This is a genomic window from Mesonia algae (genome assembly GCF_003253545.1).
Lineage (GTDB): Bacteria > Bacteroidota > Bacteroidia > Flavobacteriales > Flavobacteriaceae > Mesonia > Mesonia algae.
Genome location: NZ_QKYV01000003.1, coordinates 138,369 through 162,198, shown reverse-complemented (window position 1 = coordinate 162,198; position 23,830 = coordinate 138,369). Strand labels below are relative to the sequence as shown.

Genomic DNA, 23,830 nt, shown 5'->3' with positions numbered 1-23,830 from the left:
TATTTTATAATTGAGGATTTTTATGTTTAAGCGATTACTTTTCTACGTAACAAAACTGAGCCAAAATATAATAGGGTTAAACTCAATAATAAACAAGGAAATAGCCCTGTTTTAAAACCAGTTGAGAAGCCGTGGTTAGTTAATACTAATAAAAAATAACCTACATATCCCAAACCAAATTTTAATAATCTTTCTACAGCGCTCATTTCTTTTGTATAGGAAACGATAAAAAAAGGTAAAAGAAAACTGATTAAAACCCCGCCAAAAAGACTATTTGTATTTGCAGTAGAATCAAACGTTAAGTATCCTACGATTCCAATTAATACTAAATTTAGAGCTAGTAAGAAAAATACTTGTGCAATTTTAGGACCTATATTTTTCTTTTTTTCTGAATTTTCTACAGAAAGTAACTGTTCTAAATCTATTTGTAGTGTATTACAAATTAAGCTGAGGGTTTTTTCTCTTGGTTCACTTTCACTATTTTCAATTCTTTGAATAGTTCTTAGGTTAACTTGAGATTGTTCTGCGAGTTCTTCTTGGGTTAACCCCTTACTTTTTCGAGCTTCTTTAAGTTTTGTTGCGAGTGAATTCATGATGCTTATCTAATTTAAATCTGTCATAAAAATAAACATTCGACTCGAAAAAGATAACGGCAAGAATCGACTTTTTAACGACATTTAATATGTCCCTAGCTTGTCATAAACTATGTCTCAGAGTTTTACCAGCTACCACCAGCACCACCGCCTCCAAAACCGCCGCCGCCGAAGCCACCACCAAAGCCGCCGCCTCCAAAACCGCCACCGCTTCCAAAGCCACCTCCAGATGAGCCGCCTCCAAAACCACGACCTAAACTACTTAAAATAAGCACATCTAAAAGAGTATCTGCACCGCTACGCTTTCCGCCATTTTTACCGCCACCTCTTTTATTTTTTATAAATGAAATGATGATGACAAAAACTATAAAAGCTATAAAGAAAAACGGAAATGATTTTCCTCCAGTAGAGGATTTACGTTTGGGAGCTCCTTTAAAAGTACCGTTAAGGACTTGAAATACCGCTGTTGTTCCTTTATCTAAACCAGCATAGTAATCACCTCGTTTAAACTCTGGGGTAATAATTTGATCTATAATTTCTTTACTTCTAAAATCGGTTAAATACTGTTCTAGTCCGTAGCCAGTCGTCATCCAAATTTTTCGGTCTCCTTCAGAAAGTAGTATTAATAAGCCGTTGTCTTTGTCACTTTGTCCTATGCCCCAAGCGTGAGCCCATTCTGCAGCATAGGTGCCAATATATTCTCCGTTAAGGCTTTTAATGGTTGCGATAACAATTTGTGTAGAAGTAGTATCGGCGTAGCGAATTAATTTTTGCTCTAATCTGCTTTCTTGACTTTCATTAAGTACATTGGCAGCATCATAAACACTGGTTTGTTCTTTTGGTTTCTGAGGAATATTTAATTGCGCTTCCGCGGAAGCGTAACTAAGAAAAAAACCTATAAAAAGAAGCGTAAGGTAAAGTAGAGAGGATTGTTTTTTAAACTGTATCATTAACCACGTGAAATTTCGTCAGACAATTCGTTGATGTCATCTGTTTGATAAGGAAAAAACTTCTTTAGTTGTTCTCCTGCTTTTAAAATACCTTCAACCAAACCTTCTTTGTAATTTCCATTTTTAAAATTTGAAATCACGATTTCTTTGGTGCTTTCCCAAAAATCTTTTTCTACCACATCATTGATTCCTTTATCGCCAAGAATGTAAAAATGATGATCTTGGGTAGAGACGTAAAAAAGTACTCCGTTTTTAAGTTCGGTTTCGTGCATTTTTAAAAATTCAAAGACGTTTTTAGCTCGGCTAAAAACGTCTTCTTTACATTCTTTTTCTATATGCACCCTTATCTCTCCAGAGGTGTTTTTTTCGGCTTCTTGTATGGCCGAAACAATTTCTTTTTCATCTTCTGGAGTAATGAGGTTAATTGACATAGGCCTTAATTTAAAATTCTACAGTAGGTGCATTTTCAGCTCCAGCATCGGCAGAGAAAGGAGACATTTTTTCAAATCCAAACATCCCAACTACCATATTATTAGGGAATTTTCTAATGTACGTATTGTATTCTTTCACCGCTTCGTTGTAACGGTTTCTTTCTACATTGATGCGATTTTCTGTGCCTTCTAATTGAGATTGTAAATTCAAAAAGTTTTGATTGGCTTTTAATTCTGGGTAACGTTCTACACTCACTAATAAACGAGAAAGCGCAGATGTTAATCCGCCTTGAGCGTTTTGAAATTTATTAATAGCTTCTGGAGATAAGTTGTTAGCATCTACGTTTACCGATGTAGCTTTAGAACGAGCTTCTATAACAGCAGTTAAGGTTTCTCTTTCAAAATCTGCTGCTCCTTTAACCGTATTAACCAGGTTACCAATAAGATCATTTCTACGTTGATAGGCGCTTTCTACATTTGCCCATGCAGTTTTTGCATTCTCTTCATGTTCCACAGCAGTGTTGTTAACTCCGCCAAAAAAGCTAAATGCAATGAAGCCAAGAACAACGATAATAATTAATGGAATAAGCCACTTTTTCATAAGTAAGGTGTGTTAAATGTGATTTTTTATTTTGGTTAATTCTAATTTAATAGATTCTAATTTACGAATAATATCGTAGTTATGAAGGGTCTTTTTACCTTCTTCTTTTAAGTGCGTTTTTGCACCTTCTAAAGTAAAACCTCTTTCTTTTACTAAGTGATAAATAAACTCTAAATTTTTGATGTCTTGCGGAGTAAATTTTCTATTTCCTTTTGCATTTTTTTTAGGCTGGATGACATCAAATTCCTTTTCCCAAAATCTAATAAGTGAGGTGTTTACATTAAATGCTCTAGCCACTTCGCCAATGCCGTAATATAGTTTGTCTGGTAAGTTGGCTTTCATTAATCTAATGATTGATTTTCTAAATTGGATTGGTTAAGCATAATGTCATATTCTTCGGCAGTTAAATCACCATGATAAAAATTAATAGGATTAATAACTCTGCCATTTTTATGTACTTCATAATGTAAGTGAGGCGCTGTTGAAAGTCCTGTACTGCCTACTTCTCCAATTACTTCTCCTCTTTTTATTTTTTGACCTTTACGGACATCAAACTTACTCAAGTGAGCGTAATAGGTTTCATAACCAAAACCATGATCTAAAACAATAAGATTACCAAAACCGGTAGATCTAGAAGCTTTTTTTACTACAGCGTCTCCCGTTGCATAAACCTCTGTTCCTGTTTTTGCTGTAAAATCCATCCCATTATGCATTTTTCTATATTTTAGAATAGGGTGCATACGCATTCCGTAACCAGATGCCATTCGGGTTAAATTTTCATTTTTTACTGGTTGAATAGCAGGTATAGCAGTTAAAAGTTTTTCTTTCTTTTCTGCTAAAAGAGCAATTTCATCTAGGGATTTTGATTGTACTACAATTTGCTTTTGTAGGATATCCATCTTTTTGTTGGTCTCGATAATCAAATCCGAATTATCGTAACCTTCTAAATTTTTATAGCGATTAATACCTCCAAATCCGGCTTTGCGTTGTTCTTCGGGAATAGGATTGGCTTCAAAATAAACTCGATAAATATTGTTATCTCTATTTTCTACTTCAGAGAGTACTTTTTGAGCCTGAGCCATTTTCTTGTTGAGCACTTGGTATTGAAGCTCCATATGGTTGAGCTCCCTTTTCATTGCTTTTTCCTTGGGAGTTTCAATTTGTGGTAAGTTAATATATACCAATAATAATAAAAACCCGGCAAGGAAAGTTCCTGCAATAGCAAGGGCTATAAAGCCTAATCGGCGTCCTTTTTTCCTTTCTATTTTTTGATAAGAAAGCGTTTCGCTATCGTAATAATATTTAACCTTCGACATTCTTCTAAATTATACTATTTTTGCGACTTGTAACTAAGTGTTATGCTTAGAAAGACGAACAAAGATAGAAATTGTTTCACTAGTAACATAATTATAACGTTTATCCCATTAAGGTAAGTATATGAAATCACAAGAAATCCGTTCTAAATTTTTAGCTTTTTTTGAATCTAAAAAACATGAAATAGTTCCTTCTGCACCTATGGTCATTAAAGATGACCCCACGCTTATGTTTACCAATGCAGGGATGAATCAATTTAAGGAATATTTTTTAGGCAATGCCACTCCAAAAAGTACAAGAGCTACAGATACTCAAAAGTGTTTACGCGTTAGCGGTAAGCATAATGATTTGGAAGAAGTAGGTAAAGATACCTATCATCATACCATGTTTGAGATGTTAGGAAACTGGAGCTTTGGCGATTACTTTAAAAAAGAAGCCATAGAGTGGGCTTGGGAGTTATTAACCAAAGAGTTTAATATTACTCCAGAAAACTTATATGTGACCGTTTTTGAAGGTGATAAAGAAGATGGATTAGGCTTAGACCAAGAAGCTTTCGATCTGTGGAAAGCTATTGTGCCTGAAGAACGCATTTTGTTAGGAAACAAAAAAGATAATTTTTGGGAGATGGGAGATCAAGGGCCTTGCGGACCGGCTTCTGAAATTCATATCGATATTCGTTCTGAGGAAGAAAAAGCTAAAATACCAGGTAAAGATCTAGTAAACCAAGACCATCCTTTAGTAGTTGAAATTTGGAACTTAGTTTTTATTCAGTTCAATAGAATGGCTACTGGGAAATTAGTAGAGCTTCCTAATAAGCATATTGATACAGGCATGGGCTTTGAGCGTTTATGTATGGTGATGCAAGGAACGCAGTCTAATTATGATACCGATGTTTTTACACCTCTTATTAGAGAAATACAAGCCATCACCAATTCTACCTATGGTAAGTCTGAAGAAATAGATATTGCGATTCGTGTAATTGCCGACCACGTACGAGCGGTCTCTTTTGCTATAGCCGATGGACAATTGCCAAGTAATAATGGAGCGGGATATGTGATTAGACGTATTTTACGTCGTGCTATTCGTTACGGATTTACGTTTTTAAACACCAAAGAACCTTTTATTTACAAATTAGTCGCGACTTTAAGTAAGCAAATGGGAGAGGCTTTCCCAGAACTTAAAAAGCAAAAGAACTTGTGCGAAAATGTGATTAAGGAAGAAGAGAATTCTTTTTTAAGAACTTTAGATCAGGGGTTAATTTTATTAGATAGCATTATAGAAAGCACTAAAGGAGAAGAAGTATCGGGTAAAAAAGCGTTTGAACTTTATGATACCTATGGATTTCCTATAGATTTGACTGCACTAATTTTAGAGGAAAAAGGTTTAAGCTTAGATCAAGCAACCTTCGAGGCTGAATTGCAAAAACAAAAAGAGCGTTCTCGTTCGGCTGCACAAATGAAAGCAGACGATTGGCAAATTTTATTTGAGGATGAGGAAGAAGAATTTATTGGATACGATCATTTAGAAGCCAATGTTAAAATTGCAAAGTATAGAAAAGTAGAAAGTAAAAAAGAAGGAGAATTATATCAATTGGTTTTTAATCTAACACCTTTTTATCCAGAAGGAGGTGGGCAAGTAGGTGATAAGGGATATTTAGAAGCTGCTAACGGAAACGTTACTTATGTTATTGATACTAAAAAAGAAAACAACCTTATCATTCATATTACAAAAACGTTACCTGTAGATTTAACGGGTAAATTTAGAGCGGTTGTAGATGAAAAACAACGTAAACGATCTGCAGCCAACCATTCTGCGACGCATTTAATGCACCAAGCATTGAGAAATATCCTAGGAACACACGTAGAACAAAAAGGCTCTATGGTTCATAGCGGATATTTACGTTTCGATTTTTCACATTTCAGTAAAGTTTCTACGGAAGAATTAAAAGAAGTAGAAGATTTTGTAAATGCTCGTATTCGGGAGCAATTGCCCTTACAAGAACAACGTAATATAGCTTACGATCAAGCGATTGAACAAGGGGCAATTGCCTTGTTTGGAGAAAAATATGGAGATGCAGTAAGAACCATTCGTTTTGGAGAATCTATGGAGCTTTGCGGAGGGACTCACGTACCCAATACCACCGATATTTGGCATTTTAAAATTTTATCTGAAGGAGCCGTTGCTTCTGGAGTAAGACGTATAGAAGCGATAACTGGTGATGCTGCAAAAGACTTTTTAACCCAGCAAAGTGAAAGCTTTAACGAGCTAAAGAGTTTAGTGAAAAACACTAAAAATCCTTTAAAAATAGTAAGTGATTTACAAGAAGAAAACACGCAGCTTAAAAAGGAAATAGAGCAATTAAAGAAAGAAAAGGCAGGAAATGTAAAGGGAGATTTAAAAGCTGCTTTAACAGAAGTAAATGGTGTACAGTTTTTAGCTAAAGAAGTAGATTTAGATGCAGGAGCTATGAAAGATCTATCTTTTCAGCTAGGTGGTGAAGTGGAAAATCTATTTATGGTTTTAGGATCTCAGCAAAACGGGAAAGCTCTACTTTCTATTTATATCGATAAAAGCTTAGCCGAAGAAAAAGGATTAAACGCAGGTCAAATGGTCCGCGAATTAGGAAAACACATCCAAGGTGGTGGTGGTGGTCAAGCGTTTTTTGCTACTGCAGGCGGTAAAAACCCTGAGGGAATTAAAATTGCTTTAACCGAAGCTAAAAACTACATCGCTTAAAAATAAAATGATCTTTATAGAATGATAAATGTAAAAGTCTAATTTGCTACTTTTACATTTATCATTTTTTTATGCAGTTTCAAACCAAAATACCTATTCAGGAGCAAGAACCTAAAATAGATTACACCTCTAAACTGGTGTTGCTAGGATCTTGTTTTTCAGAAAATATTGGCGAGAAGTTTACTTATTTTAAATTTAGACAGCTTCAAAATCCGTTTGGAATTCTTTTTCATCCTTTTGCGATTGAGAATTTAGTGGATAAGGCGGTTAATCAATTTGTTTATACCGAAAAAAATTTAGTTTTTCATAACGAACAATGGCATTGTTTTGATGCTCACTCTCGGTTGAGTTCTCCAGATAAAATCCAACTTTTGGAAACACTTAATGAAGCGCTTCAGCAAACGTATAAAGAGCTTAAAGAAGCTTCTCATATAATAATAACATATGGGACGGCTTGGGTGTATCAATTAAAAGACCCTCAAAAATTTGTTGCCAATTGCCACAAAATTCCGCAACGAGAATTTGATAAAAAACTAATTTTAGCAGAAAAACTTCAAGAAAACATTCAGAACACTATTGAGCTTATTCAGCAAATAAATCCTTCCGCGGCATTTATTTTTACAGTTTCTCCTGTGCGTCATATTAAAGATGGTTTTGTAGAAAATCAGCAAAGTAAATCGGCTTTAATTACAGCGGTGCATCAAAGTATTACTTCCGTAAAGAAAGCGTCTTATTTTCCCTCTTATGAAATTATGATGGATGAGTTGCGAGATTATCGTTTTTACGCGCAAGATATGTTGCATCCTAGCGATTTAGCTATCGATTATATTTGGCAGCGTTTTGTAGAAACCCGCTTAACTCAATCAACGCAGCAAATGATGCAAGAGATCGATAAAATTCAAAAAGGGATGTTGCATAAAGCCTTTAACCAAGAAAGTGAAGCACATCAAAAATTTTTAATCAAATTAGAATTAAGTAAGAAAACACTAATTGAAAAGTTTCCTTTTATAAATTTTTAAAATAATGGAGTTTTGCAGGGCGTTTCCCTCGCACACTCGGGTCGGGCTATTCGCTATTACGCTTCACATTTTTTCAAAATGCTGCAGGGTAACCGCTGCTATCCCTAACGCAAAATAACGTATTTTAGAGAAAAATTAGTCTATGAAAAAGTTTGTTTTAGGAGTAGTGGTAACGATTATTGTATTTTTTGGTTATCAATATTTTGTAGATAAAAAAGACAATAAAACTGAGCTAGCACAAACTTCGGCCCTTATAGAAAAAGAAGTGAAAAACGTGAGTAAATTAGTAGTTACAGAAAGTTCTTACGCTCAAATTTTCACTTACAAGAATACAGAAAATGTTTTTTTAGGAATTACGGCCAAAAAGAAAGCTATTTTAGCAGTAAACACCAAAGCTACCGTTGCTTATGATTTGGCGCAAATGCAATATGAAGTGCTAACAGAAGATAAAGTTCTTCGTATAACAAAAATACCTAAACCCGAATTAAATATTTACCCCGAATTTGATTTTTACGATGTGACGCAAGATTACCTTAATCAGTTTAAAGCCGATGATTATAATGTGATTAAAAAAAGAGTGACAAAGCAAATAAAAGAGAAAATAGAAAAGTCGGCTGTCATGCAAAATGCAGAAAACCGACTTGTTTCTGAGCTTCAAAAACTTTTTATTTTAACCAATAGTTTGGGGTGGACTTTAGAATACCATAAACAACCTATTCAGTCTGAAAAAGAATTAGAGATTTTACTTTAAGCGTGTATCAATTCTAAACCGTCTTCAATTAAATGCGCAATTTTAGGACGTGAAATTTTAAGTTTTTCTAAATGTTGACGTATGTCGTTAGCGAAACTTTCCATTTTATTTTGTTCTGCAAGTTCATACAATTCTAAAGACAATAGCCAATCTTGTTGATGTTCAGCTTTAAGCTGAATAAAAATTTCTTCTAAACCCTCTTTATCTATAGTGTTTTGTCTTAAAATTCTTACTTGTTGGTAAAGTTGTTCTAACTTAATTTCTTTGTCGCTTTTTTCTTTCTTATCTAAAGATGTAGACAATTCATGAATTAAAGCTTCAAAAGAATAAGGGTCTGCAGCTCCAGCAAAAGCAGAAGTAATTTGCGAACCTACCGCCATATAAAAATCACCTTCTTCAGGAGAAAATAAAACTTCATTTTTATAAGTTACGGTACAGTCCGTAAACTGAATTAAAATTAATTCTCCTCTTAGGTTTCTAATTCCGGTAACGTTTAAACCTTCTACTACAATTCCGCTATCAAAAGTAAATTCAATTCGTTTGTTGTCGTAAAAATTATAAGCCTTTAAATCTCGCGGACCCATGTTTTCAATAGCGAGATTAATACCTTTTAATTTTCCTATCGGAGATCTAAATCCGTTAGCATGGGTTTGTATACCGTGACCAATGAGTTCTTTGTCTTTGTTAGCAAGTGCTGTTTCTCCTATGGTTTCAAAGTAAACCACTTCATGATCTTCATTGGTGATCATTTTGATGAAATTTCCAGAAATTTGAATCCCTGTACTTAATTCGATAGTTCCTAGAGAATTAGAATCAATCAATTTTTGTAAGCCTTTATATCCTCCTTTTCTCACGGCCATTTTATCGGCAAATTCTTCTAAAACTTCTGCTAAATAAGCAAAATCTGGTGTTACAAAAAGTTGAGGTTGAGGTTTGGTAATGTCAAAATCTTGCGTTGCAGCATCTATAGAATAAGGTATTTTCTTTACCTCTGGCAATAAGCAACTTTTGCTTTCGCCAATAGAACTTAGCAAGCCTGCACCATAAATTTTGGGATTTTCTAAACTGCCCACCAAACCATATTCTACGGTCCACCAGTGTAAATTTCTAATTAAAGCAATTTCAGAAGGTTCAACTTTTTTATTCTGTAAAGTGTCTACTCGTTGTTCTGCTTCTTGTATCGCTTCCGCGGAAGCGTGATCAGCCTCTTTTATAATAGAAAGATCTCTTACGGCATGGTAAAGATCCATATCGTGAGCCGAGGCAATAGCTTTACTACCAATAGCGCCAAAACGTCTTAAATATTCTGCATAATCGGGACTTGCAATAATGGGCGCATGTCCTGCACCTTCGTGAATAATATCTGGGGCGGGAGTATATTCTATATTTTCTAATTGGCGAATTTCTGAAGCAATAACCAATACTTTGTACGCTTGAAATTCCATAAAGGCATTAGGCGGAATAAATCCGTCTACGGCAACCGCTGCCCAGCCAATTTCTTTTAAAATGCGGTTCATCCCGTACATACTAGGAATTTCATCTATAGAAATCCCTGTTTTTTCTAATCCTTCTAAATAAGATTCATGAGCAACTTTACTAAGATAATCTACATTTTTACGCATTACATATCGCCACACCGCTTGATTGATAGGGGTGTAAAGCTCATAATTTTGTGGCTTTATGAATTGTTTTAAATGCGGAGGGAGCTTACTTATAAGCTCGTTTTCTTGTATGTGATTAGTTTCCATGAATTAAATACTTAAAACCGACCAAATTAGTAATTCCTTTCTTTAAAATATGAATGAGGTGAAGGATTTGTGAGTTTTTTAAGCTTTAAATTTTTAAATGGAAGAAAAAGCTGTTAAAGATAATTAGTATATTGCTTGGCTATGAGCCTAACTAGAAAACAAGAAATAATTATTACTGCATCCCGTCTTTTTAAAGAAAGAGGCTATAATGCTATTTCTATGAGAGATTTAGCTGCAGAAATGGGAATAAAAGCAGCAAGTTTGTACAACCATATTTCTTCTAAGCAAGAGATCTTAGGATTGATAATTCTTAAAGTTTCTGAAGAGTTTACACAGCACATCAATACCATTTATTTAGATGAATTAAGTAGTATAAAAAAGTTAGAAGCTATTATTCAAAACCACATTGAAATTACCTTAAAATATACCCACCATTTAGCGTGTATGAATAACGATTGGATTCATTTAGAAGATGAATACAAACAACGTTATTTAAACTTGCGGAATGAATATGAAAGTAAGTTTAGGCAAATACTTCAGCAAGGTAAAGATGAAGGGGAATTAAAAGACATTGATTTGGAAATCGTGGTTTTCTCTGTATTAACAACACTGCGAACTTTACATATTTGGTATGCTAAAAAAACAAGCATTCAAGTAGCGACTTTACAGCAAGATTTGCCCAAGACATTGCTTTACGGAATTGTTAAGAGCTAAGAATCAAACTTTAACAACTTTGATTTGCAATTTAAACTAACAAGTGTTAGTTTTGTTAGGTAACTAATTTATATAATGGCAAAATTTCATCAATTAACGGTTCAAGATTTACATAAAGAAACACACGATTGTACTGTTATTACTTTTAATGTACCTCAAGATTTAAGAGAAGAATTTAAATTCAGTCAAGGGCAGCATTTAACTTTGAAAAAAGAAATAAATGGAGAAGATGTAAGAAGATCTTATTCTCTGTGTTCTAGTCCTTACGATGAAGAATGGAAAGTAGCAGTAAAAGAAATACCTGAAGGTGTTTTTTCTAGCTATGTAAACCATACTTTAAAAGCGGGAGATATGCTGGAAGTAATGGCGCCAAGCGGAAAATTTGGTGTGAAGGTAAATCCAGAGTTGGCTAAAAACTATTTGTTTTTTGCGGCAGGAAGCGGGATCACTCCCGTTCTTTCTATGGTTAAGTCACATTTAGCTGCAGAGCCTAAATCTACTTGTAAGTTGTTTTATGTAAATAAAACTGCAAAATCTATTATCTTTAAAGAGGAGTTGGAGCAACTTCGTAATAAGTATTTTGGGAGGTTGGAGATCTATTATTTCCTAACTAAAGAAAGAAGAGATATAGAGCTTTTTAACGGTAGGTTTGATGATGAAAAGATGGATGTACTTACGCAAACTTTCATTGATGTTCCAGATACAAGTGAAGTGTTTTTATGCGGACCAGAAAAAATGGTCAATTACGTAGGGGATTATTTAATTAAAGCTGGTCTACCTAAAGAAATGGTTCATTTTGAATTGTTTGTAACAGGATTGTCGGAAGAAGATATTCAGCGCGCAGAAAGGCTTTCTAAACAAAATGTAGAAGGAACAGAGGTGACTATTGTAGATGGGGGGAAAGAGTTTCAATTTACGATGACTAAAGAATATGATAATATTTTAGATGCCGCTTTAGGAGCTGGAGCAGATTTGCCTTTCGCTTGTAAAGGAGGTGTTTGCAGTACCTGTAAATGTGAGGTGTTAGAAGGAGATGTAGAAATGAAAGTGAATTACGCTTTAGAAGAAAAAGAAGTACAACAAAACTTAGTGTTGAGCTGTCAGGCAGTTCCAACATCAGATAAAGTAAAAGTAGATTTTGACGTTTAGAATCTGTTTATGAGTTTCAAGTTGAAAGTGATAGAGAATCATTTCAGCTTTAAGCTTTCAACAAAAAAAAGAAATGAATTATGAGTGAGAAAGAAGTAAAAAATTTAGAAGAAATTTTCGAAGCAAAAATTGCTCGAGATGAAAAGATAGAGCCTAAAGATTGGATGCCAGAGAAATACAGGAAAACCCATATTCGCCAAATGTCGCAGCACGCACATTCTGAAATTGTGGGTATGCTTCCTGAGGGAAACTGGATATCTCGCGCACCATCCTTAAGAAGAAAAGTTGCATTATTGGCAAAAGTGCAAGATGAAGCTGGGCACGGTTTATATTTATATAGCGCTACAGAAACTTTAGGGATTTCTAGAGATGAGTTGTATGAACAATTACATTCTGGAAAAGCTAAATATTCTAGTATTTTCAATTATCCTACTATTACGTGGGCAGATATTGGAGCTATTGGATGGTTGGTAGATGGAGCAGCAATTATTAATCAAGTGCCGCTTTGTAGTACCTCTTTTGGCCCGTATGCACGAGCTATGGTGAGGGTTTGTAAGGAAGAAAGTTTCCATCAGCGTCAGGGTTACGAAATTATGCTAACGCTTTGTAATGGAACTGAAGAGCAAAAACAAATGGCTCAAGATGCACTTAATCGTTGGTGGTGGCCTTCATTAATGATGTTGGGGCCTACAGATGATGCTTCTACACACACAGAGCAATCTATGAAGTGGAAGTTGAAGCGTAAAACTAATGATGAATTACGTCAGCAATTTATTGATCAAACCGTTCCGCAGGCAGATATCTTAGGAATCACTGTTCCAGATGAAGATTTAAAATGGAATGAAGAAACAGGGCATTATGATTTTGGTGAAATCAACTGGGATGAATTTTGGCAAGTAGTAAAAGGTCACGGACCTTGTAATAAAGAGCGTTTGCAAACACGAGTAAATGCGTGGGAAAATGGAGAATGGGTGCGTGATGCAGCTTTAGCTTACGCGGAAAAACAATCAGAAAGAAAAGTAAAACAAGCAATTTAATAAGATGGAGAATAAAAAAGAATGGCCTTTGTGGGAGATTTTTGTAAGAAGTAAAAACGGATTAGAACACCGTCATTTTGGAAGTCTTCATGCGACCGATGCAGAAATGGCTTTAGAAAATGCAAGAGATGTTTATACCAGACGAAGTGAGGGGGTAAGTATTTGGGTAGTAGAATCTAGTAACATAACTGCTTCTAACCCAGATCACAACGGCGAGTTGTTTGAACCGGCACAAGACAAAGTTTATAGACATCCTACATTTTACGATTTGCCAGATGAGGTAAAACATATGTAAGTCACAAATTTGAAATGAAAAATAATAAATGTAAAATTTAGAAGTGTTTTCGCTATTCATATATTAAACTTTAGCGTTTTACATTTTAAATTTTTCTGTTTGAAAATCAATAAAAATGAATAATAATTTCATAAAATACCTTTACGGAATAGCAGATAACTCTTTGATTTTAGGTCAGCGATTGGGAGAGCTAACAGGACATGCGCCTAGTTTGGAGGTAGACATCGCTTTGACTAATATTTCTTTAGATTTATTTGGTCAAGTACGTAGTTATTTTCAATATGCTGCTCAACTTTCTGAAGATGATATTACCGAAGATGATTTGGCATTCTTACGTACAGAAAGAGAATACTTAAATGTTTTGTTGGTAGAACAACCTAATACGGATTTTGCATATACCATAGCTAGACAATTTTTGTTTGATCATTTTCATATGTTGTTAATGACAGAAATGCAAAAATCTAAAGATGAAACCTTAGTGGCAATTGCTAAAAAAAGCATTAAAGAGGTGAGCTATCACAAACGTTTTTCTTCAGACTGGATTAAACGTTTAGGTGATGGAACAGAAGAAAGTAAACAGCGTATTCAAAAAGCAGTGAATGATCTATGGCGTTTTACAGATGAGCTTTTTCACACTACAGAAGCAGATGAAGCAATGATTAAAGAGGGGATTGCCGTAGATGTAAAAATGCTTAAAGATGTGTATTACAAAAATGTGAACGAAGTTTTAGAAACCGCTACTCTGGAAGTACCTGAATTAAAATATTTTCAAAAAGGAGGTAAAGAAGGAATTCATTCAGAACATATGGGGTTCTTACTTAACGATATGCAATATATGCAACGCACCTATCCAGGGATGAAATGGTAGAAAGTAAAATTAAAAACCAAAAAATTTAAAACGTAAAAGTCTATACTCAATCGAGAGAAGACTTTTTACTTTATCCTTTTACATTTAATATTCATAATTTCAGCAATGACAGAAGAGAAAGTACATATTAACGAAGTTTTGGAACCGATACTTAGACAAGTACCCGATCCAGAAATTCCTGTGCTTTCTATTTTAGATTTAGGGGTGGTTAGAGAAGCAATTTTAGAAGGCAATAAAGCAACTATTAAAATTACTCCCACCTATAGCGGTTGTCCAGCGATGGATGTAATTGGCGACGATATTGTTTCTGCTTTAGCGAAAGAAGGCTATGAAGCGAAAGTAAATTTAATATTGGCACCAGCTTGGAGTACAAATTGGATCACTGAGCGTGGTAGAAAAGCTTTAGAAGATTATGGAATCGCAGCTCCTTTAGAAGAATCGGCAGATAAGAAAGCTTTACTAGGAGAAGAAAAAATTGTCAAATGCCCGCAATGTAAATCTACCAATACCCATCTGGTAAGTCAGTTTGGATCAACGGCTTGTAAAGCACTTTTCAAATGTGATAACTGCGAAGAGCCTTTCGACTATTTTAAATGTTTGATTTAAAAAACCGAAAAACCGAAAAATTTAAAATGTGAAAATTTAAGTTGATTATCAATTAATTGTTATGGAGAAGAAATATAAATACGATTTACAAAAACGTTTAGTTATTTTTTCTGCAGAAATAATAAAAAATGTTCAGGCGCTTCATAAAAATTACGCAGCAGAGCATTTAACCAAACAATTAATTAGGTCGGCTTCTTCTGCAGCGCTAAATTATGGTGAAGCTCAAAGTGCAGAATCAAGAAAAGATTTTATTCATAAAATGAAACTTTCTTTAAAAGAGTTAAGAGAAACACAAGTAAACTTAGAAATTTTAAATGAGGCTGATTTAATTAAAGATCATCAAAAATTTGAATTTATAATTAAGGAAATAAAGGAGCTTGTAGCGATTTTTACTACTAGTATAAAAACTTCAAAAAATAAAGAAATCTAAAATAAAATAACGGAAAATTTAAAAATGAAATAATTCAATGAGAGAATTTCAGTCTTTTATATTTAGCGTTTATAATTTATAATTTTCATGAGCAACACAATAAGTTTTGAAATAAAAAATAAGGTGGCATATATCACCTTAAATAGACCAGAAGTATTTAATAGCTTTAATCGTGAAATGGCTTTGGCTTTGCAAGATGTTTTAAAAGATGTAGCTACCAACGATGAGGTAAGAGCGATATTACTAACAGGAAACGGAAAAGCATTTTGTGCAGGGCAAGATTTAAAAGAGGTGACAGACCCCGAATTAAATCCGGGTTTTAAAGCAATTTTAGAAGAACATTACAATCCGGTAATACAGTTAATTCGTGAAACTCCAAAACCTATCGTTGCTGCTGTAAATGGTGTAGCAGCTGGAGCAGGAGCTAATATTGCTTTAGCTTGTGATGTTGTAGTAGCTTCTCAAAATGCAGCCTTTATTCAAGCCTTTAGTAAAATAGGATTAATACCAGATAGTGCAGGAACTTTCTTTTTGCCAAGATTAATCGGTTTTCAAAAAGCTTCCGCTTTAGCGATGTTAGGAGATAAAATTGAGGCACAAGAGGCAGAAAGACTAGGAATGATTTATAAATATTTTTCAGCAGAAACCTTTACGGAAGAAAGCGAAAAATTAGCTTTAAAGTTAGCCAACATGCCTACTAAAGCTTTAGGTTTAATTAAAGAAGCCTTTAATCAGTCCATGAATAATAATCTAGATGAACAGTTGTCTTTAGAAAGTAAATTTCAAATAGAAGCAGCTTCTACAGAAGATTATAAAGAAGGAGTCACGGCTTTCGTAGAAAAAAGGAAACCAGAGTTTAAAGGGAAGTAAAATAAAGAAAATGCTTGTCAGCCTAAACTAGTTTCAGGATCTTGTTTAAGAACAATAAAACAATGATATACTGACTGTATTTAGTTTGACAGAAAACAAAATTTATAATTTATGAATATCGGAATTATTGGTTGCGGAACTATGGGAAGCGGAATTGCTCAAGTAGCAGCAACTGCAGGTTGTACCGTAAATGTGTACGATACCAAACAAGAAGCCCTAGATAAAAGTAAAGCTCAATTAGATAAAGTTTTAAATAGGTTAATCGAAAAAGAAAGAATTGATGAAACCGAAAAAAATAGAATTCAAGCGAATATTAGCTATGTGAATTCTTTAAAAGATTTAGCTGATGCTGATTTAACTATAGAAGCGATTATTGAGAATCTTGAAATTAAACGTAAGGTGTTTCAAGAATTAGAAAGTTACCAGTCACAAGAAGCCATCATCGCTTCTAATACATCTTCACTTTCTATCGCATCGATCGCAGCTTCATTAGAAAAACCTGAACGTGTAATAGGTATTCATTTTTTCAATCCAGCACCATTGATGCCGTTGGTAGAGATTATTCCAGCTATTCAAACTTCAGAAGAAGTTAAAGACAAGGTAGTTCAAATTATAGCTGACTGGAAAAAGGTGGGCGTTCTTGCTAAAGATACCCCTGGTTTTATTGTAAATCGCGTTGCTCGTCCGTTTTACGGAGAAGCTTTAAGAACTTATGAAGAAGGAAAAGCAGACTTTGCGACGATAGATTGGGCTCTAAGAGAATTTGGCGGATTTAAAATGGGACCATTTCAATTGATGGATTTTATAGGTCACGATGTAAATTATACGGTTACCGAAACGGTTTTTAAAGAATTCTATTATGATCCTCGTTATAAGCCATCTTTTACACAAAAACGATTAGCAGAAGCTGGATACCTTGGAAGAAAGACAGGAAAAGGCTTTTACGATTATGGAGAGAACGCTAAGAAAACAGCTCCAACTAAAGATGAAGATTTAGGAAAACAAATTTTAGACCGAGTACTAGTAATGCTAATTAATGAAGCGGCAGATGCACTTTTCTTAAACATAGCGACTGCAAAAGATATTGATTTAGCTATGACTAAAGGAGTAAATTATCCTAAAGGACTTTTAGCTTGGGCAAATGAAAAAGGGATTAATTGGTGTGTAGAAAAGTTAGATACGCTCTACAATGAGTACCATGAAGATCGTTACCGTTGTAGTCCGTTATTAAGAAAAATGAACAAGGAAAATACTCAATTTCAGCTATGATTGTAGGGACGGACATTCCAAAAAAAATGCTAGAACTTGATGCTTTTAGCCAATGGTTAGGGATCGAGATTGTAGAAGTAAAAGAAGGTTATTGCAAAGTGCAGATGACAATAAGAGAAGATATGCTGAATAGTATGAAAAAAGCTCACGGCGGAATTACATTCTCTTTAGCAGACACAGCATTTGGATTTGCCTCGAACACGCATGGAAGAAAAGCGGTTTCTATAGAATGTAGTATCAATCATATTGAAGCTTTGGAAGCAGGAGACATCATTACGGCAGAGTCTGAAGTGAAAAGCCTAAAAAACAAACTTGGTTTTTATAATGTAGAAGTCAAAAAACAAGATGATTTAGTAGCGCTTTTTAAAGGTGTAGTATATAGAACTAGCGCTGAATGGGAATAATTTTGTAATTATTTAAAAATTAATATTAACAATTATAGATTTACTTGACTAAATCCAATTGCTATGAAATGGAAAGGAAGAAGAAAAAGTGACAATTTAGACGATCGACGTGGGATGAGTTCTAAAGGGAAACTAGTCGCTGGCGGTGGAGTAATTGGAATTATAGTTATTCTCTTACAAATTTTTGGAGGAGAAACAGGACAAGCTGTGGCACCTGTGCTTAATGAATTTAATAAAGGTCAGCAAACAGAACAAGTTAGAGAAAAAGAACTTACAGCGAAAGAAAAAGAACTAGGAGATTTTATGGCAACCGTTTTAGCCGATACAGAAGATGTATGGAATCAAGTTTTTATTGAAAACAACTTGGGAGATTACGAAGAGCCAGAAATGATATTATTTACAGAGGCGGTCCAAACAGCTTGTGGAAGCGCAACATCGGCCACAGGACCATTTTACTGTCCTGCAGATAAAAATGTGTATATGGATTTGGCCTTTTTTAATGAACTCTATACACGTTTTGGAGCTAAAAAAGGAGATTTTGCTATGGCTTACGTAACCGCTCACGAAGTAGGACACCACGTTCAAACCCTACTAGGAACTTCCCAAAAAGTAAGACAGGCGCAACAAGGAATGAATCAAACCGAAGCCAATAAACTTTCTGTAGCCCTAGAGCTACAAGCAGATTTTTATGCAGGTTTATGGGCTCATTATAACCAAGAATATTTAGAACAAGGAGATATAGAAGAAGCGTTAAGTGCAGCAAACGCGGTAGGAGACGATGCGATTCAAAAAAGAATGCAAGGGCACGTAAATCCCGATTCTTTTACGCACGGAACTTCTCAGCAACGCATCGATTGGTTTTTAAAAGGTTACCAGTCGGGAGAATTAAAACAACATGATACGTTTTCAGCTTTACTCCGTTAATTAAAAATAGATTATTTATGAATGCATATATTATCGATGGTGTAAGAACACCAATAGCAAATTATAAAGGAACGCTTTCTCCAGTAAGAGCAGACGATTTAGGAGCTTTAGTGATTAAAGAAATCGTTAAAAGAAACCCGAATATTCCTCAAGACGCTTACGCGGATGTTATTTTAGGTTGTGCCAATCAAGCAGGAGAAGACAACCGTAATGTTGCCCGCATGTGTTCACTTTTGGCAGGCTTGCCACACAGTGTTCCTGGAGAAACAGTGAATAGATTATGTAGTAGTGGTCTTTCAGCTATTATTCACGCCAACCGTGCGATAAAAGCAGGAGACGGAGATGTATTTATTAGCGGTGGAGTTGAGCATATGACACGCGGCCCGTACGCTATTGCGAAACCTTCTAGTGCTTATGGGAATGATGCTAAAATGTATGATACCAGTTTTGGTTGGCGTTTTGTAAATCCAAAAATGCACGAAATGTATGGTACTGATGGGATGGGAATGACCGCAGAGAACTTGGTAGATAAATATAATATATCGAGAGAAGATCAAGATGCTTTTGCTTATTGGAGTCAAATGAAAGCTACCAAAGCCCAAGAAAATGGACGTTTAGCTAAAGAAATCGTTACGGTAGAAATTCCGCAAAGAAAAAAAGATCCTATTCAGTTTAGTAAAGATGAGTTTGTAAAACCAACGACTACTAAAGAAATTTTAGGTAAACTTCGTCCTGCTTTCCGTAAAGACGGAAGCGTAACTGCAGGGAACTCTTCAGGATTAAATGACGGAGCAGCTGCCACTATTATCGCTTCAGAAAAAGCTGTAAAAGAATATGGTTTAACACCAATGGCGAAAATTTTAAGTTCAGCAGTAGTAGGTGTAGAGCCTAGAGTTATGGGAATTGGTCCCGTAGAAGCTTCTAATAAAGCCTTGGAAAAAGCAGGATTGACCATAGAAGATATGGATGTAATCGAATTAAATGAAGCTTTTGCAGCTCAGGCTTTAGCTTGTGTCAGAGCTTGGGGGTTAAAAGATAATGATCCTAGATTAAATCCTAACGGGGGTGCTATTGCTATTGGTCACCCGCTTGGAGTTACAGGAGCAAGATTAGCTTATTCTGCAGCTTTAGAATTAAAAATGACTGGGAAAAAATATGCATTGGTAACTATGTGTGTAGGTGTAGGTCAAGGTTATGCTGCTGTAATTGAAAATGTTTCTACCAAGTAAGAAATCTAAAAATTTAATATGATGCTGAATGTCACCTCGAATGCAGTCGAGCGGTTAACAGCAAAATAAAATAAATATGAAAACACAACACTATATACAAGGAAGCTGGATCGATGGAAAAGGAGAAGGAACTCCTATTTTAGATTCAGTCACTGGAGAGCATTTTACGAATGTCACTACCGAAGGAATAGATGTTCCAGAAGTTTTACAATACGGAAGAACAAAGGGTGGAGCATTAAGAAAAATGACGTTTCAAGAGCGTGGTTTAATGCTTAAAAAATTAGCCTTTCACCTTCAAAAACACAAGCGTTCTTTTTATGACGTAAGCTTTAAAACTGGAGCTACCAAAATAGATAGTTGGGTAGATATTGAAGGTGGTTTTGGAAACTTGTTTTCTAATGCGTCTTTACGTAAATTATTTCCTAATCAGCCTTATCACGTAGAAGGAGATCCTATAGATTTATCTCGTGGAGGAAGATTTATGGCGCATCATATTATGGTGCCAAGACAAGGAGTAGCAGTACATATTAATGCGTTTAATTTCCCAGTTTGGGGGATGTTAGAAAAATGTGCAGTGAATTGGATGGCAGGTATGCCAGCCGTTGTACTACCAGCTCCGCAAAGTGCTTATTTAACTGAAGCAGTGGTAAAAGTAATTATCGATTCAGGAATCTTACCTGAAGGTGCTTTACAGTTAATTAGTGGGACAAAAAGAGATATTTTAGATACGGTAGAATCTCAAGATGTAGTAACTTTTACAGGATCGGCTGCAACGGGGAGGAAGCTAAAAACACATCCTAGATTAATTGAAGAATCTGTGCCGTTTACGATGGAAGCAGATTCATTAAATGCTTCTATTTTAGGAGAAGATGCAACACCAGGAACTCCAGAATTTGATTTATTTATCAAAGAAGTACGTAATGAAATGACCACTAAATGTGGACAAAAATGTACCGCTATTCGTCGAATTATTGTTCCAGAAAATTTAATAGAAGACGTTCAAATTTCATTAGGGAAAGCCTTAGATAAGGTAACCTATGGAGATCCTCGTTTAAAAGAGGTAAGAATGGGAACTTTAATTGATAGAAAACAATTAGAAGCCGTTAAAAATAGCGTTAATGAAATAGCAAAATCTGCCGATATCGTTTATGGAGATTTTGAAACAGGAAAAGCTGTAGGTGCCGATTTTGAAAAAGGAGCATTTATGAAACCTATTTTATTACGTGAAAACGATCCGTTAGCAAACGAAACTGCTCACGTTACCGAGGCATTCGGACCTGTAAGCACATTGATGCCTTATAAAAACCTAGAAGATGCGATTGAATTATCTAGAATGGGGAAAGGATCGTTAGTAAGTTCTATTACCACAAACGATGATAAAATTGCTAAAGAATATACGGTAAATGCAGCTACGCATCACGGGAGAATCTTAGTGCTGAATAGAGAAAGTGCGAAGCAAAGTACAGGTCACGGTTCACCATTACCTAACTTAATTCACGGTGGTCCAGGTCGTGCTGGTGGCGGAGAAGAAATGGGAGGTATGCGTGGTATTAAGCATTATTTACAGCGTTGTGCCATTCAAGGTTCACCGACTACATTAACAGAAATTACGGGGATTTATCAACCTAATGCAGATTATAAGGAAGCAGAAAAGCACCCGTTTGCATACCATTGGGAAGATATTCAGCCAGGAATGTCGCTTAAAACACACAATAGAACCATCACTGATACCGATATCGTCAATTTTGGAAATCTTACTTGGGATCATTTCTACGCTCATACCGATATCACATCACTTGATGGAAGTATTTTTGAGCAGAGAACAGCGCACGGGTATTTTATTATTTCCGCAGCAGCGGGATTATTTGTGTATCCTAACAAAGGTCCAGTAGCGGCAAATTATGGTTTAGAAGAAATAAGATTCTTACGTCCGCTTTATCACAATGATACTATTCATGTGAGATTAACGTGTAAAGAAAAAGTAGACAGAGAGCAAAAAGGGCAAGAATTACCTAGCGGAATTGTAAAATGGTTTGTAGAGGTTTTTGACACCAATGTAACCGATGGGAAAATTCCAGAAACGGAAGCCGAAGAAAAGGAAGCTTTAGTTTGTATCGCTACTATTTTAACCATGGTGCAAAAGAAGCAAACTACCTTTACGGAAATTACCGATGAGGTTTTTGAAAATTCAATTGCAAAGTTAGAGGAAAGCCAAAAGCCGGTTTGGGGCGAAATGAGTCCGCAACATATGGTAGAGCATTTAGAAACCAGTTACCGTATTGCCTCAGGAGAAATTCAAGATTTTGAAATTGCTACGCCAGAAAAGTACTTAGACGATACTCGTGCTACGTTATGGAATTATAAAAAAATGCCGAAAAATTATAATTTTCCGTTATACAAAGAAGGAGAACTTTTTGAATTGAAACATTCAAGTTTGAATGAGGCTAAAGAAAAATTGAAGGAGTCACGTAAAGAATATATAGAGTTCTTTAAAAGAAATCCTAACTCGACTCTAAAAAATGCTGTTTTTGGAGAGTTAACTAAATATGAATGGGGATTAGTAGAGCGTAAACACCTTAATCATCATTTTTCTCAGTTTGAATTACTTTAATTAATAAAAATCGATAAAGCTGAAAAGAGATTATCTCTTTTCAGCTTTCCTATAAAATATTACGATTATGACACAACCCTATGTAAAACAAAGTATACAAGATCAAGTAGCTACCATAGAGTTTTTTCACCCAGCACATAACAGTTTGCCAGGTGATATCTTAGCTAAATTAGCCGATACGATTACTGAAACAGGAAAAAATGATGAGGTATTGGTTATTATTTTAAAATCTGGTGGAGAGCGTACTTTTTGTGCAGGAGCTAGCTTTAAAGAGCTCATCAACATAAAAGACGAAGTAGAAGGCGAAAAATTCTTTATGGGATTTGCTAATGTGATCAATGCGATGCGTAAGTGCCCTAAATTTATCATTGGTCGCGTACAAGGAAAAACTGTAGGAGGCGGAGTTGGTTTAGCGAGTGCCATGGATTATTGTATGGCGACTAAATTTGCTGCCATTAAATTAAGTGAGTTAAATATTGGTATAGGTCCGTTTGTAGTGGGTCCTGCGGTTCAGCGCAAATTAGGCGTAAGCGGAATGTCACAAATCGCAATTGATGCCAATTCATTCTACTCTCCAGAATGGGCCATGCAAAAAGGATTATTTACGAAAGTGTACGATTCTACTGAAGAATTAGATGAAGCTATAGCTGAATTTGCTCAGAATTTATGTGGCTACAATCCAGAAGCGGTAAAAGAAATGAAACAAATGTTTTGGAGAGGCACTGAAGATTGGGATGAACTTTTAAACGAACGCGCAAAAATTAGTGGTCGCTTGGTGTTGAGTGAATTTACGAAGAAGAAACTAAAGCGTTTTGCTTAATTAGAGGTGAGAAATGAGAGGTGAGAACGAAAAGCAAGCTTTTCTTTGAGAATTGTTTAAATGTATTTTATGAAAAGTCAATTCTATTTTAAATTTGAAGATTTAAAAGTTTATCAAAAAGCAATGGAATTTGGTGAGTCTGTGAATAATCAAGTAGAAAAATTTCCATCTCAAGAAATCTATAAACTTTCTTCTCAGTTTATCAGAGCTGCAGATTCTATAGCTTTAAATATTGCTGAAGGTTCTGCTAGTACGGATGCGAATTTTGTGAGATATTTAAAAATGGCCTGGGATAGTTCTCATGAGTGTGTAGCTATATCAACCAAAGCAAGACTTCGTGAATATATTACCTACGATCAAGATGAAGAAAATCGAAAACAAATTACAGAGATTTCTAAAATGATATCATCATTAATTAAGCATTTAAAAAACAAATAAACTCATCTCTCACCTCTAAAAAT

At 35.1% G+C, this 23,830-nt stretch carries 25 protein-coding genes; 18 read left to right on the top strand and 7 right to left on the bottom strand.

Annotated features, from left to right (window positions below; translation table 11 throughout):
• Positions 1-26: 26 nt before the first annotated feature.
• The 6 genes from LX95_RS06035 to LX95_RS06010 all read right to left on the bottom strand — a co-directional run bounded on the left by LX95_RS06035 (position 27) and on the right by LX95_RS06010 (position 3,891).
• Positions 27-593 (bottom strand): helix-turn-helix domain-containing protein, encoded by a 567-nt coding sequence (locus LX95_RS06035; protein WP_111540543.1) that lies wholly within the window; start codon positions 591-593, stop codon positions 27-29.
• 125 nt (positions 594-718) lie between these two features.
• A complete protein-coding gene (locus tag LX95_RS06030) occupies positions 719-1,543 on the bottom strand; it encodes a TPM domain-containing protein (protein WP_111540542.1) in 825 nt (274 codons plus the stop codon).
• Entirely contained in the window at positions 1,543-1,974 is a 432-nt protein-coding gene (locus LX95_RS06025; RefSeq protein WP_111540541.1) for a TPM domain-containing protein, read from the bottom strand. Before LX95_RS06025 ends, LX95_RS06030 begins: the two co-directional genes overlap by 1 nt.
• Before the next feature lie 10 nt (positions 1,975-1,984).
• The gene (locus tag LX95_RS06020) at positions 1,985-2,575 is read right to left on the bottom strand and encodes a LemA family protein (RefSeq protein WP_111540540.1); all 591 of its coding nucleotides are present in this window, start codon (positions 2,573-2,575) and stop codon (positions 1,985-1,987) included.
• A 12-nt stretch (positions 2,576-2,587) separates the two neighbouring features.
• A complete protein-coding gene (locus LX95_RS06015) occupies positions 2,588-2,917 on the bottom strand; it encodes a MerR family transcriptional regulator (protein ID WP_111540539.1) in 330 nt (109 codons plus the stop codon).
• A complete protein-coding gene (locus LX95_RS06010) occupies positions 2,917-3,891 on the bottom strand; it encodes a M23 family metallopeptidase (RefSeq protein WP_111540538.1) in 975 nt (324 codons plus the stop codon). The genes LX95_RS06015 and LX95_RS06010 overlap by 1 nt, the downstream gene beginning before the upstream one ends.
• A 121-nt stretch (positions 3,892-4,012) precedes the next feature.
• On the opposite strand from LX95_RS06010, the gene alaS reads away from it, so the two are divergent.
• The 3 genes from alaS to LX95_RS05995 all read left to right on the top strand — a co-directional run bounded on the left by alaS (position 4,013) and on the right by LX95_RS05995 (position 8,395).
• A complete protein-coding gene (gene alaS, locus LX95_RS06005; RefSeq protein WP_111540537.1) occupies positions 4,013-6,625 on the top strand; it encodes an alanine--tRNA ligase in 2,613 nt (870 codons plus the stop codon).
• Between the two features lie 71 nt (positions 6,626-6,696).
• A complete protein-coding gene (locus LX95_RS06000) occupies positions 6,697-7,644 on the top strand; it encodes a GSCFA domain-containing protein (RefSeq protein ID WP_111540536.1) in 948 nt (315 codons plus the stop codon).
• A gap of 142 nt (positions 7,645-7,786) precedes the next feature.
• Positions 7,787-8,395 (top strand): DUF4230 domain-containing protein, encoded by a 609-nt coding sequence (locus LX95_RS05995; protein ID WP_111540535.1) that lies wholly within the window; start codon positions 7,787-7,789, stop codon positions 8,393-8,395.
• Here the strand turns inward: LX95_RS05995 and LX95_RS05990 are convergent.
• Positions 8,392-10,143, bottom strand: a complete 1,752-nt coding sequence (locus tag LX95_RS05990; RefSeq protein ID WP_111540534.1) for an aromatic amino acid hydroxylase — start codon at positions 10,141-10,143, stop codon at positions 8,392-8,394. The genes LX95_RS05995 and LX95_RS05990 overlap by 4 nt on opposite strands.
• Positions 10,144-10,284: 141 nt before the next feature.
• Here LX95_RS05990 and LX95_RS05985 point away from each other — a divergent pair, with 141 nt between their 5' ends.
• The 15 genes from LX95_RS05985 (at position 10,285) to LX95_RS05915 (ending at position 23,807) form a co-directional block, all read left to right on the top strand.
• Positions 10,285-10,857 carry a TetR/AcrR family transcriptional regulator gene (locus LX95_RS05985; RefSeq protein ID WP_111540533.1) on the top strand — a complete coding sequence of 191 codons (573 nt, stop codon included), beginning with the start codon at positions 10,285-10,287 and terminating at the stop codon, positions 10,855-10,857.
• A 75-nt stretch (positions 10,858-10,932) separates the two neighbouring features.
• Complete coding sequence (locus tag LX95_RS05980; RefSeq protein ID WP_111540532.1) at positions 10,933-12,006, top strand: 2Fe-2S iron-sulfur cluster-binding protein; 1,074 nt, start codon at positions 10,933-10,935, stop codon at positions 12,004-12,006.
• A gap of 80 nt (positions 12,007-12,086) precedes the next feature.
• Positions 12,087-13,043, top strand: coding sequence for a 1,2-phenylacetyl-CoA epoxidase subunit PaaA (gene paaA, locus LX95_RS05975; protein ID WP_111540531.1), 957 nt, complete (start codon positions 12,087-12,089; stop codon positions 13,041-13,043).
• A 4-nt stretch (positions 13,044-13,047) separates the two neighbouring features.
• On the top strand, positions 13,048-13,338 hold the full coding sequence (paaB, locus tag LX95_RS05970; protein ID WP_111540530.1) for a 1,2-phenylacetyl-CoA epoxidase subunit PaaB: 291 nt from the start codon (positions 13,048-13,050) through the stop codon (positions 13,336-13,338).
• Between the two features lie 115 nt (positions 13,339-13,453).
• Positions 13,454-14,206 (top strand): 1,2-phenylacetyl-CoA epoxidase subunit PaaC, encoded by a 753-nt coding sequence (gene paaC, locus LX95_RS05965; RefSeq protein WP_111540529.1) that lies wholly within the window; start codon positions 13,454-13,456, stop codon positions 14,204-14,206.
• Positions 14,207-14,311: 105 nt separating this feature from the next.
• A complete protein-coding gene (gene paaD, locus LX95_RS05960; RefSeq protein ID WP_111540528.1) occupies positions 14,312-14,812 on the top strand; it encodes a 1,2-phenylacetyl-CoA epoxidase subunit PaaD in 501 nt (166 codons plus the stop codon).
• A 61-nt stretch (positions 14,813-14,873) separates the two neighbouring features.
• Positions 14,874-15,242 carry a four helix bundle protein gene (locus LX95_RS05955; RefSeq protein ID WP_111540527.1) on the top strand — a complete coding sequence of 123 codons (369 nt, stop codon included), beginning with the start codon at positions 14,874-14,876 and terminating at the stop codon, positions 15,240-15,242.
• Positions 15,243-15,329: 87 nt separating this feature from the next.
• Positions 15,330-16,112 carry an enoyl-CoA hydratase-related protein gene (locus tag LX95_RS05950; RefSeq protein WP_111540526.1) on the top strand — a complete coding sequence of 261 codons (783 nt, stop codon included), beginning with the start codon at positions 15,330-15,332 and terminating at the stop codon, positions 16,110-16,112.
• A 111-nt stretch (positions 16,113-16,223) separates the two neighbouring features.
• Positions 16,224-17,381: a 3-hydroxyacyl-CoA dehydrogenase NAD-binding domain-containing protein gene (locus tag LX95_RS05945; protein ID WP_111540525.1), complete on the top strand. Its 1,158-nt coding sequence runs from the start codon at positions 16,224-16,226 to the stop codon at positions 17,379-17,381.
• Positions 17,378-17,785: a PaaI family thioesterase gene (locus tag LX95_RS05940; RefSeq protein ID WP_211307644.1), complete on the top strand. Its 408-nt coding sequence runs from the start codon at positions 17,378-17,380 to the stop codon at positions 17,783-17,785. The genes LX95_RS05945 and LX95_RS05940 overlap by 4 nt, the downstream gene beginning before the upstream one ends.
• A gap of 63 nt (positions 17,786-17,848) precedes the next feature.
• Complete coding sequence (gene ypfJ, locus LX95_RS05935; RefSeq protein WP_111540524.1) at positions 17,849-18,709, top strand: KPN_02809 family neutral zinc metallopeptidase; 861 nt, start codon at positions 17,849-17,851, stop codon at positions 18,707-18,709.
• Between the two features lie 17 nt (positions 18,710-18,726).
• The gene (locus LX95_RS05930; protein ID WP_111540523.1) at positions 18,727-19,938 is read left to right on the top strand and encodes a 3-oxoadipyl-CoA thiolase; all 1,212 of its coding nucleotides are present in this window, start codon (positions 18,727-18,729) and stop codon (positions 19,936-19,938) included.
• Between the two features lie 76 nt (positions 19,939-20,014).
• Entirely contained in the window at positions 20,015-22,549 is a 2,535-nt protein-coding gene (gene paaZ, locus LX95_RS05925; RefSeq protein WP_111540522.1) for a phenylacetic acid degradation bifunctional protein PaaZ, read from the top strand.
• Positions 22,550-22,616: 67 nt separating this feature from the next.
• Entirely contained in the window at positions 22,617-23,369 is a 753-nt protein-coding gene (locus tag LX95_RS05920; protein ID WP_111540521.1) for an enoyl-CoA hydratase/isomerase family protein, read from the top strand.
• Between the two features lie 69 nt (positions 23,370-23,438).
• Positions 23,439-23,807 (top strand): four helix bundle protein, encoded by a 369-nt coding sequence (locus LX95_RS05915; protein WP_111540520.1) that lies wholly within the window; start codon positions 23,439-23,441, stop codon positions 23,805-23,807.
• Positions 23,808-23,830: the final 23 nt, after the last annotated feature.

What these genes read in the sequence shown, in the direction of transcription:
- LX95_RS06035 (WP_111540543.1), bottom strand. Translation starts at nt 593, where the DNA reads ATGAATTCACTCGCAACAAAACTTAAAGAAGCTCGAAAAAGTAAGGGG.
- LX95_RS06030 (WP_111540542.1), bottom strand. Translation starts at nt 1,543, where the DNA reads ATGATACAGTTTAAAAAACAATCCTCTCTACTTTACCTTACGCTTCTT.
- LX95_RS06025 (WP_111540541.1), bottom strand. Translation starts at nt 1,974, where the DNA reads ATGTCAATTAACCTCATTACTCCAGAAGATGAAAAAGAAATTGTTTCG.
- LX95_RS06020 (WP_111540540.1), bottom strand. Translation starts at nt 2,575, where the DNA reads ATGAAAAAGTGGCTTATTCCATTAATTATTATCGTTGTTCTTGGCTTC.
- LX95_RS06015 (WP_111540539.1), bottom strand. Translation starts at nt 2,917, where the DNA reads ATGAAAGCCAACTTACCAGACAAACTATATTACGGCATTGGCGAAGTG.
- LX95_RS06010 (WP_111540538.1), bottom strand. Translation starts at nt 3,891, where the DNA reads ATGTCGAAGGTTAAATATTATTACGATAGCGAAACGCTTTCTTATCAA.
- alaS (WP_111540537.1), top strand. Translation starts at nt 4,013, where the DNA reads ATGAAATCACAAGAAATCCGTTCTAAATTTTTAGCTTTTTTTGAATCT.
- LX95_RS06000 (WP_111540536.1), top strand. Translation starts at nt 6,697, where the DNA reads ATGCAGTTTCAAACCAAAATACCTATTCAGGAGCAAGAACCTAAAATA.
- LX95_RS05995 (WP_111540535.1), top strand. Translation starts at nt 7,787, where the DNA reads ATGAAAAAGTTTGTTTTAGGAGTAGTGGTAACGATTATTGTATTTTTT.
- LX95_RS05990 (WP_111540534.1), bottom strand. Translation starts at nt 10,143, where the DNA reads ATGGAAACTAATCACATACAAGAAAACGAGCTTATAAGTAAGCTCCCT.
- LX95_RS05985 (WP_111540533.1), top strand. Translation starts at nt 10,285, where the DNA reads ATGAGCCTAACTAGAAAACAAGAAATAATTATTACTGCATCCCGTCTT.
- LX95_RS05980 (WP_111540532.1), top strand. Translation starts at nt 10,933, where the DNA reads ATGGCAAAATTTCATCAATTAACGGTTCAAGATTTACATAAAGAAACA.
- paaA (WP_111540531.1), top strand. Translation starts at nt 12,087, where the DNA reads ATGAGTGAGAAAGAAGTAAAAAATTTAGAAGAAATTTTCGAAGCAAAA.
- paaB (WP_111540530.1), top strand. Translation starts at nt 13,048, where the DNA reads ATGGAGAATAAAAAAGAATGGCCTTTGTGGGAGATTTTTGTAAGAAGT.
- paaC (WP_111540529.1), top strand. Translation starts at nt 13,454, where the DNA reads ATGAATAATAATTTCATAAAATACCTTTACGGAATAGCAGATAACTCT.
- paaD (WP_111540528.1), top strand. Translation starts at nt 14,312, where the DNA reads ATGACAGAAGAGAAAGTACATATTAACGAAGTTTTGGAACCGATACTT.
- LX95_RS05955 (WP_111540527.1), top strand. Translation starts at nt 14,874, where the DNA reads ATGGAGAAGAAATATAAATACGATTTACAAAAACGTTTAGTTATTTTT.
- LX95_RS05950 (WP_111540526.1), top strand. Translation starts at nt 15,330, where the DNA reads ATGAGCAACACAATAAGTTTTGAAATAAAAAATAAGGTGGCATATATC.
- LX95_RS05945 (WP_111540525.1), top strand. Translation starts at nt 16,224, where the DNA reads ATGAATATCGGAATTATTGGTTGCGGAACTATGGGAAGCGGAATTGCT.
- LX95_RS05940 (WP_211307644.1), top strand. Translation starts at nt 17,378, where the DNA reads ATGATTGTAGGGACGGACATTCCAAAAAAAATGCTAGAACTTGATGCT.
- ypfJ (WP_111540524.1), top strand. Translation starts at nt 17,849, where the DNA reads ATGAAATGGAAAGGAAGAAGAAAAAGTGACAATTTAGACGATCGACGT.
- LX95_RS05930 (WP_111540523.1), top strand. Translation starts at nt 18,727, where the DNA reads ATGAATGCATATATTATCGATGGTGTAAGAACACCAATAGCAAATTAT.
- paaZ (WP_111540522.1), top strand. Translation starts at nt 20,015, where the DNA reads ATGAAAACACAACACTATATACAAGGAAGCTGGATCGATGGAAAAGGA.
- LX95_RS05920 (WP_111540521.1), top strand. Translation starts at nt 22,617, where the DNA reads ATGACACAACCCTATGTAAAACAAAGTATACAAGATCAAGTAGCTACC.
- LX95_RS05915 (WP_111540520.1), top strand. Translation starts at nt 23,439, where the DNA reads ATGAAAAGTCAATTCTATTTTAAATTTGAAGATTTAAAAGTTTATCAA.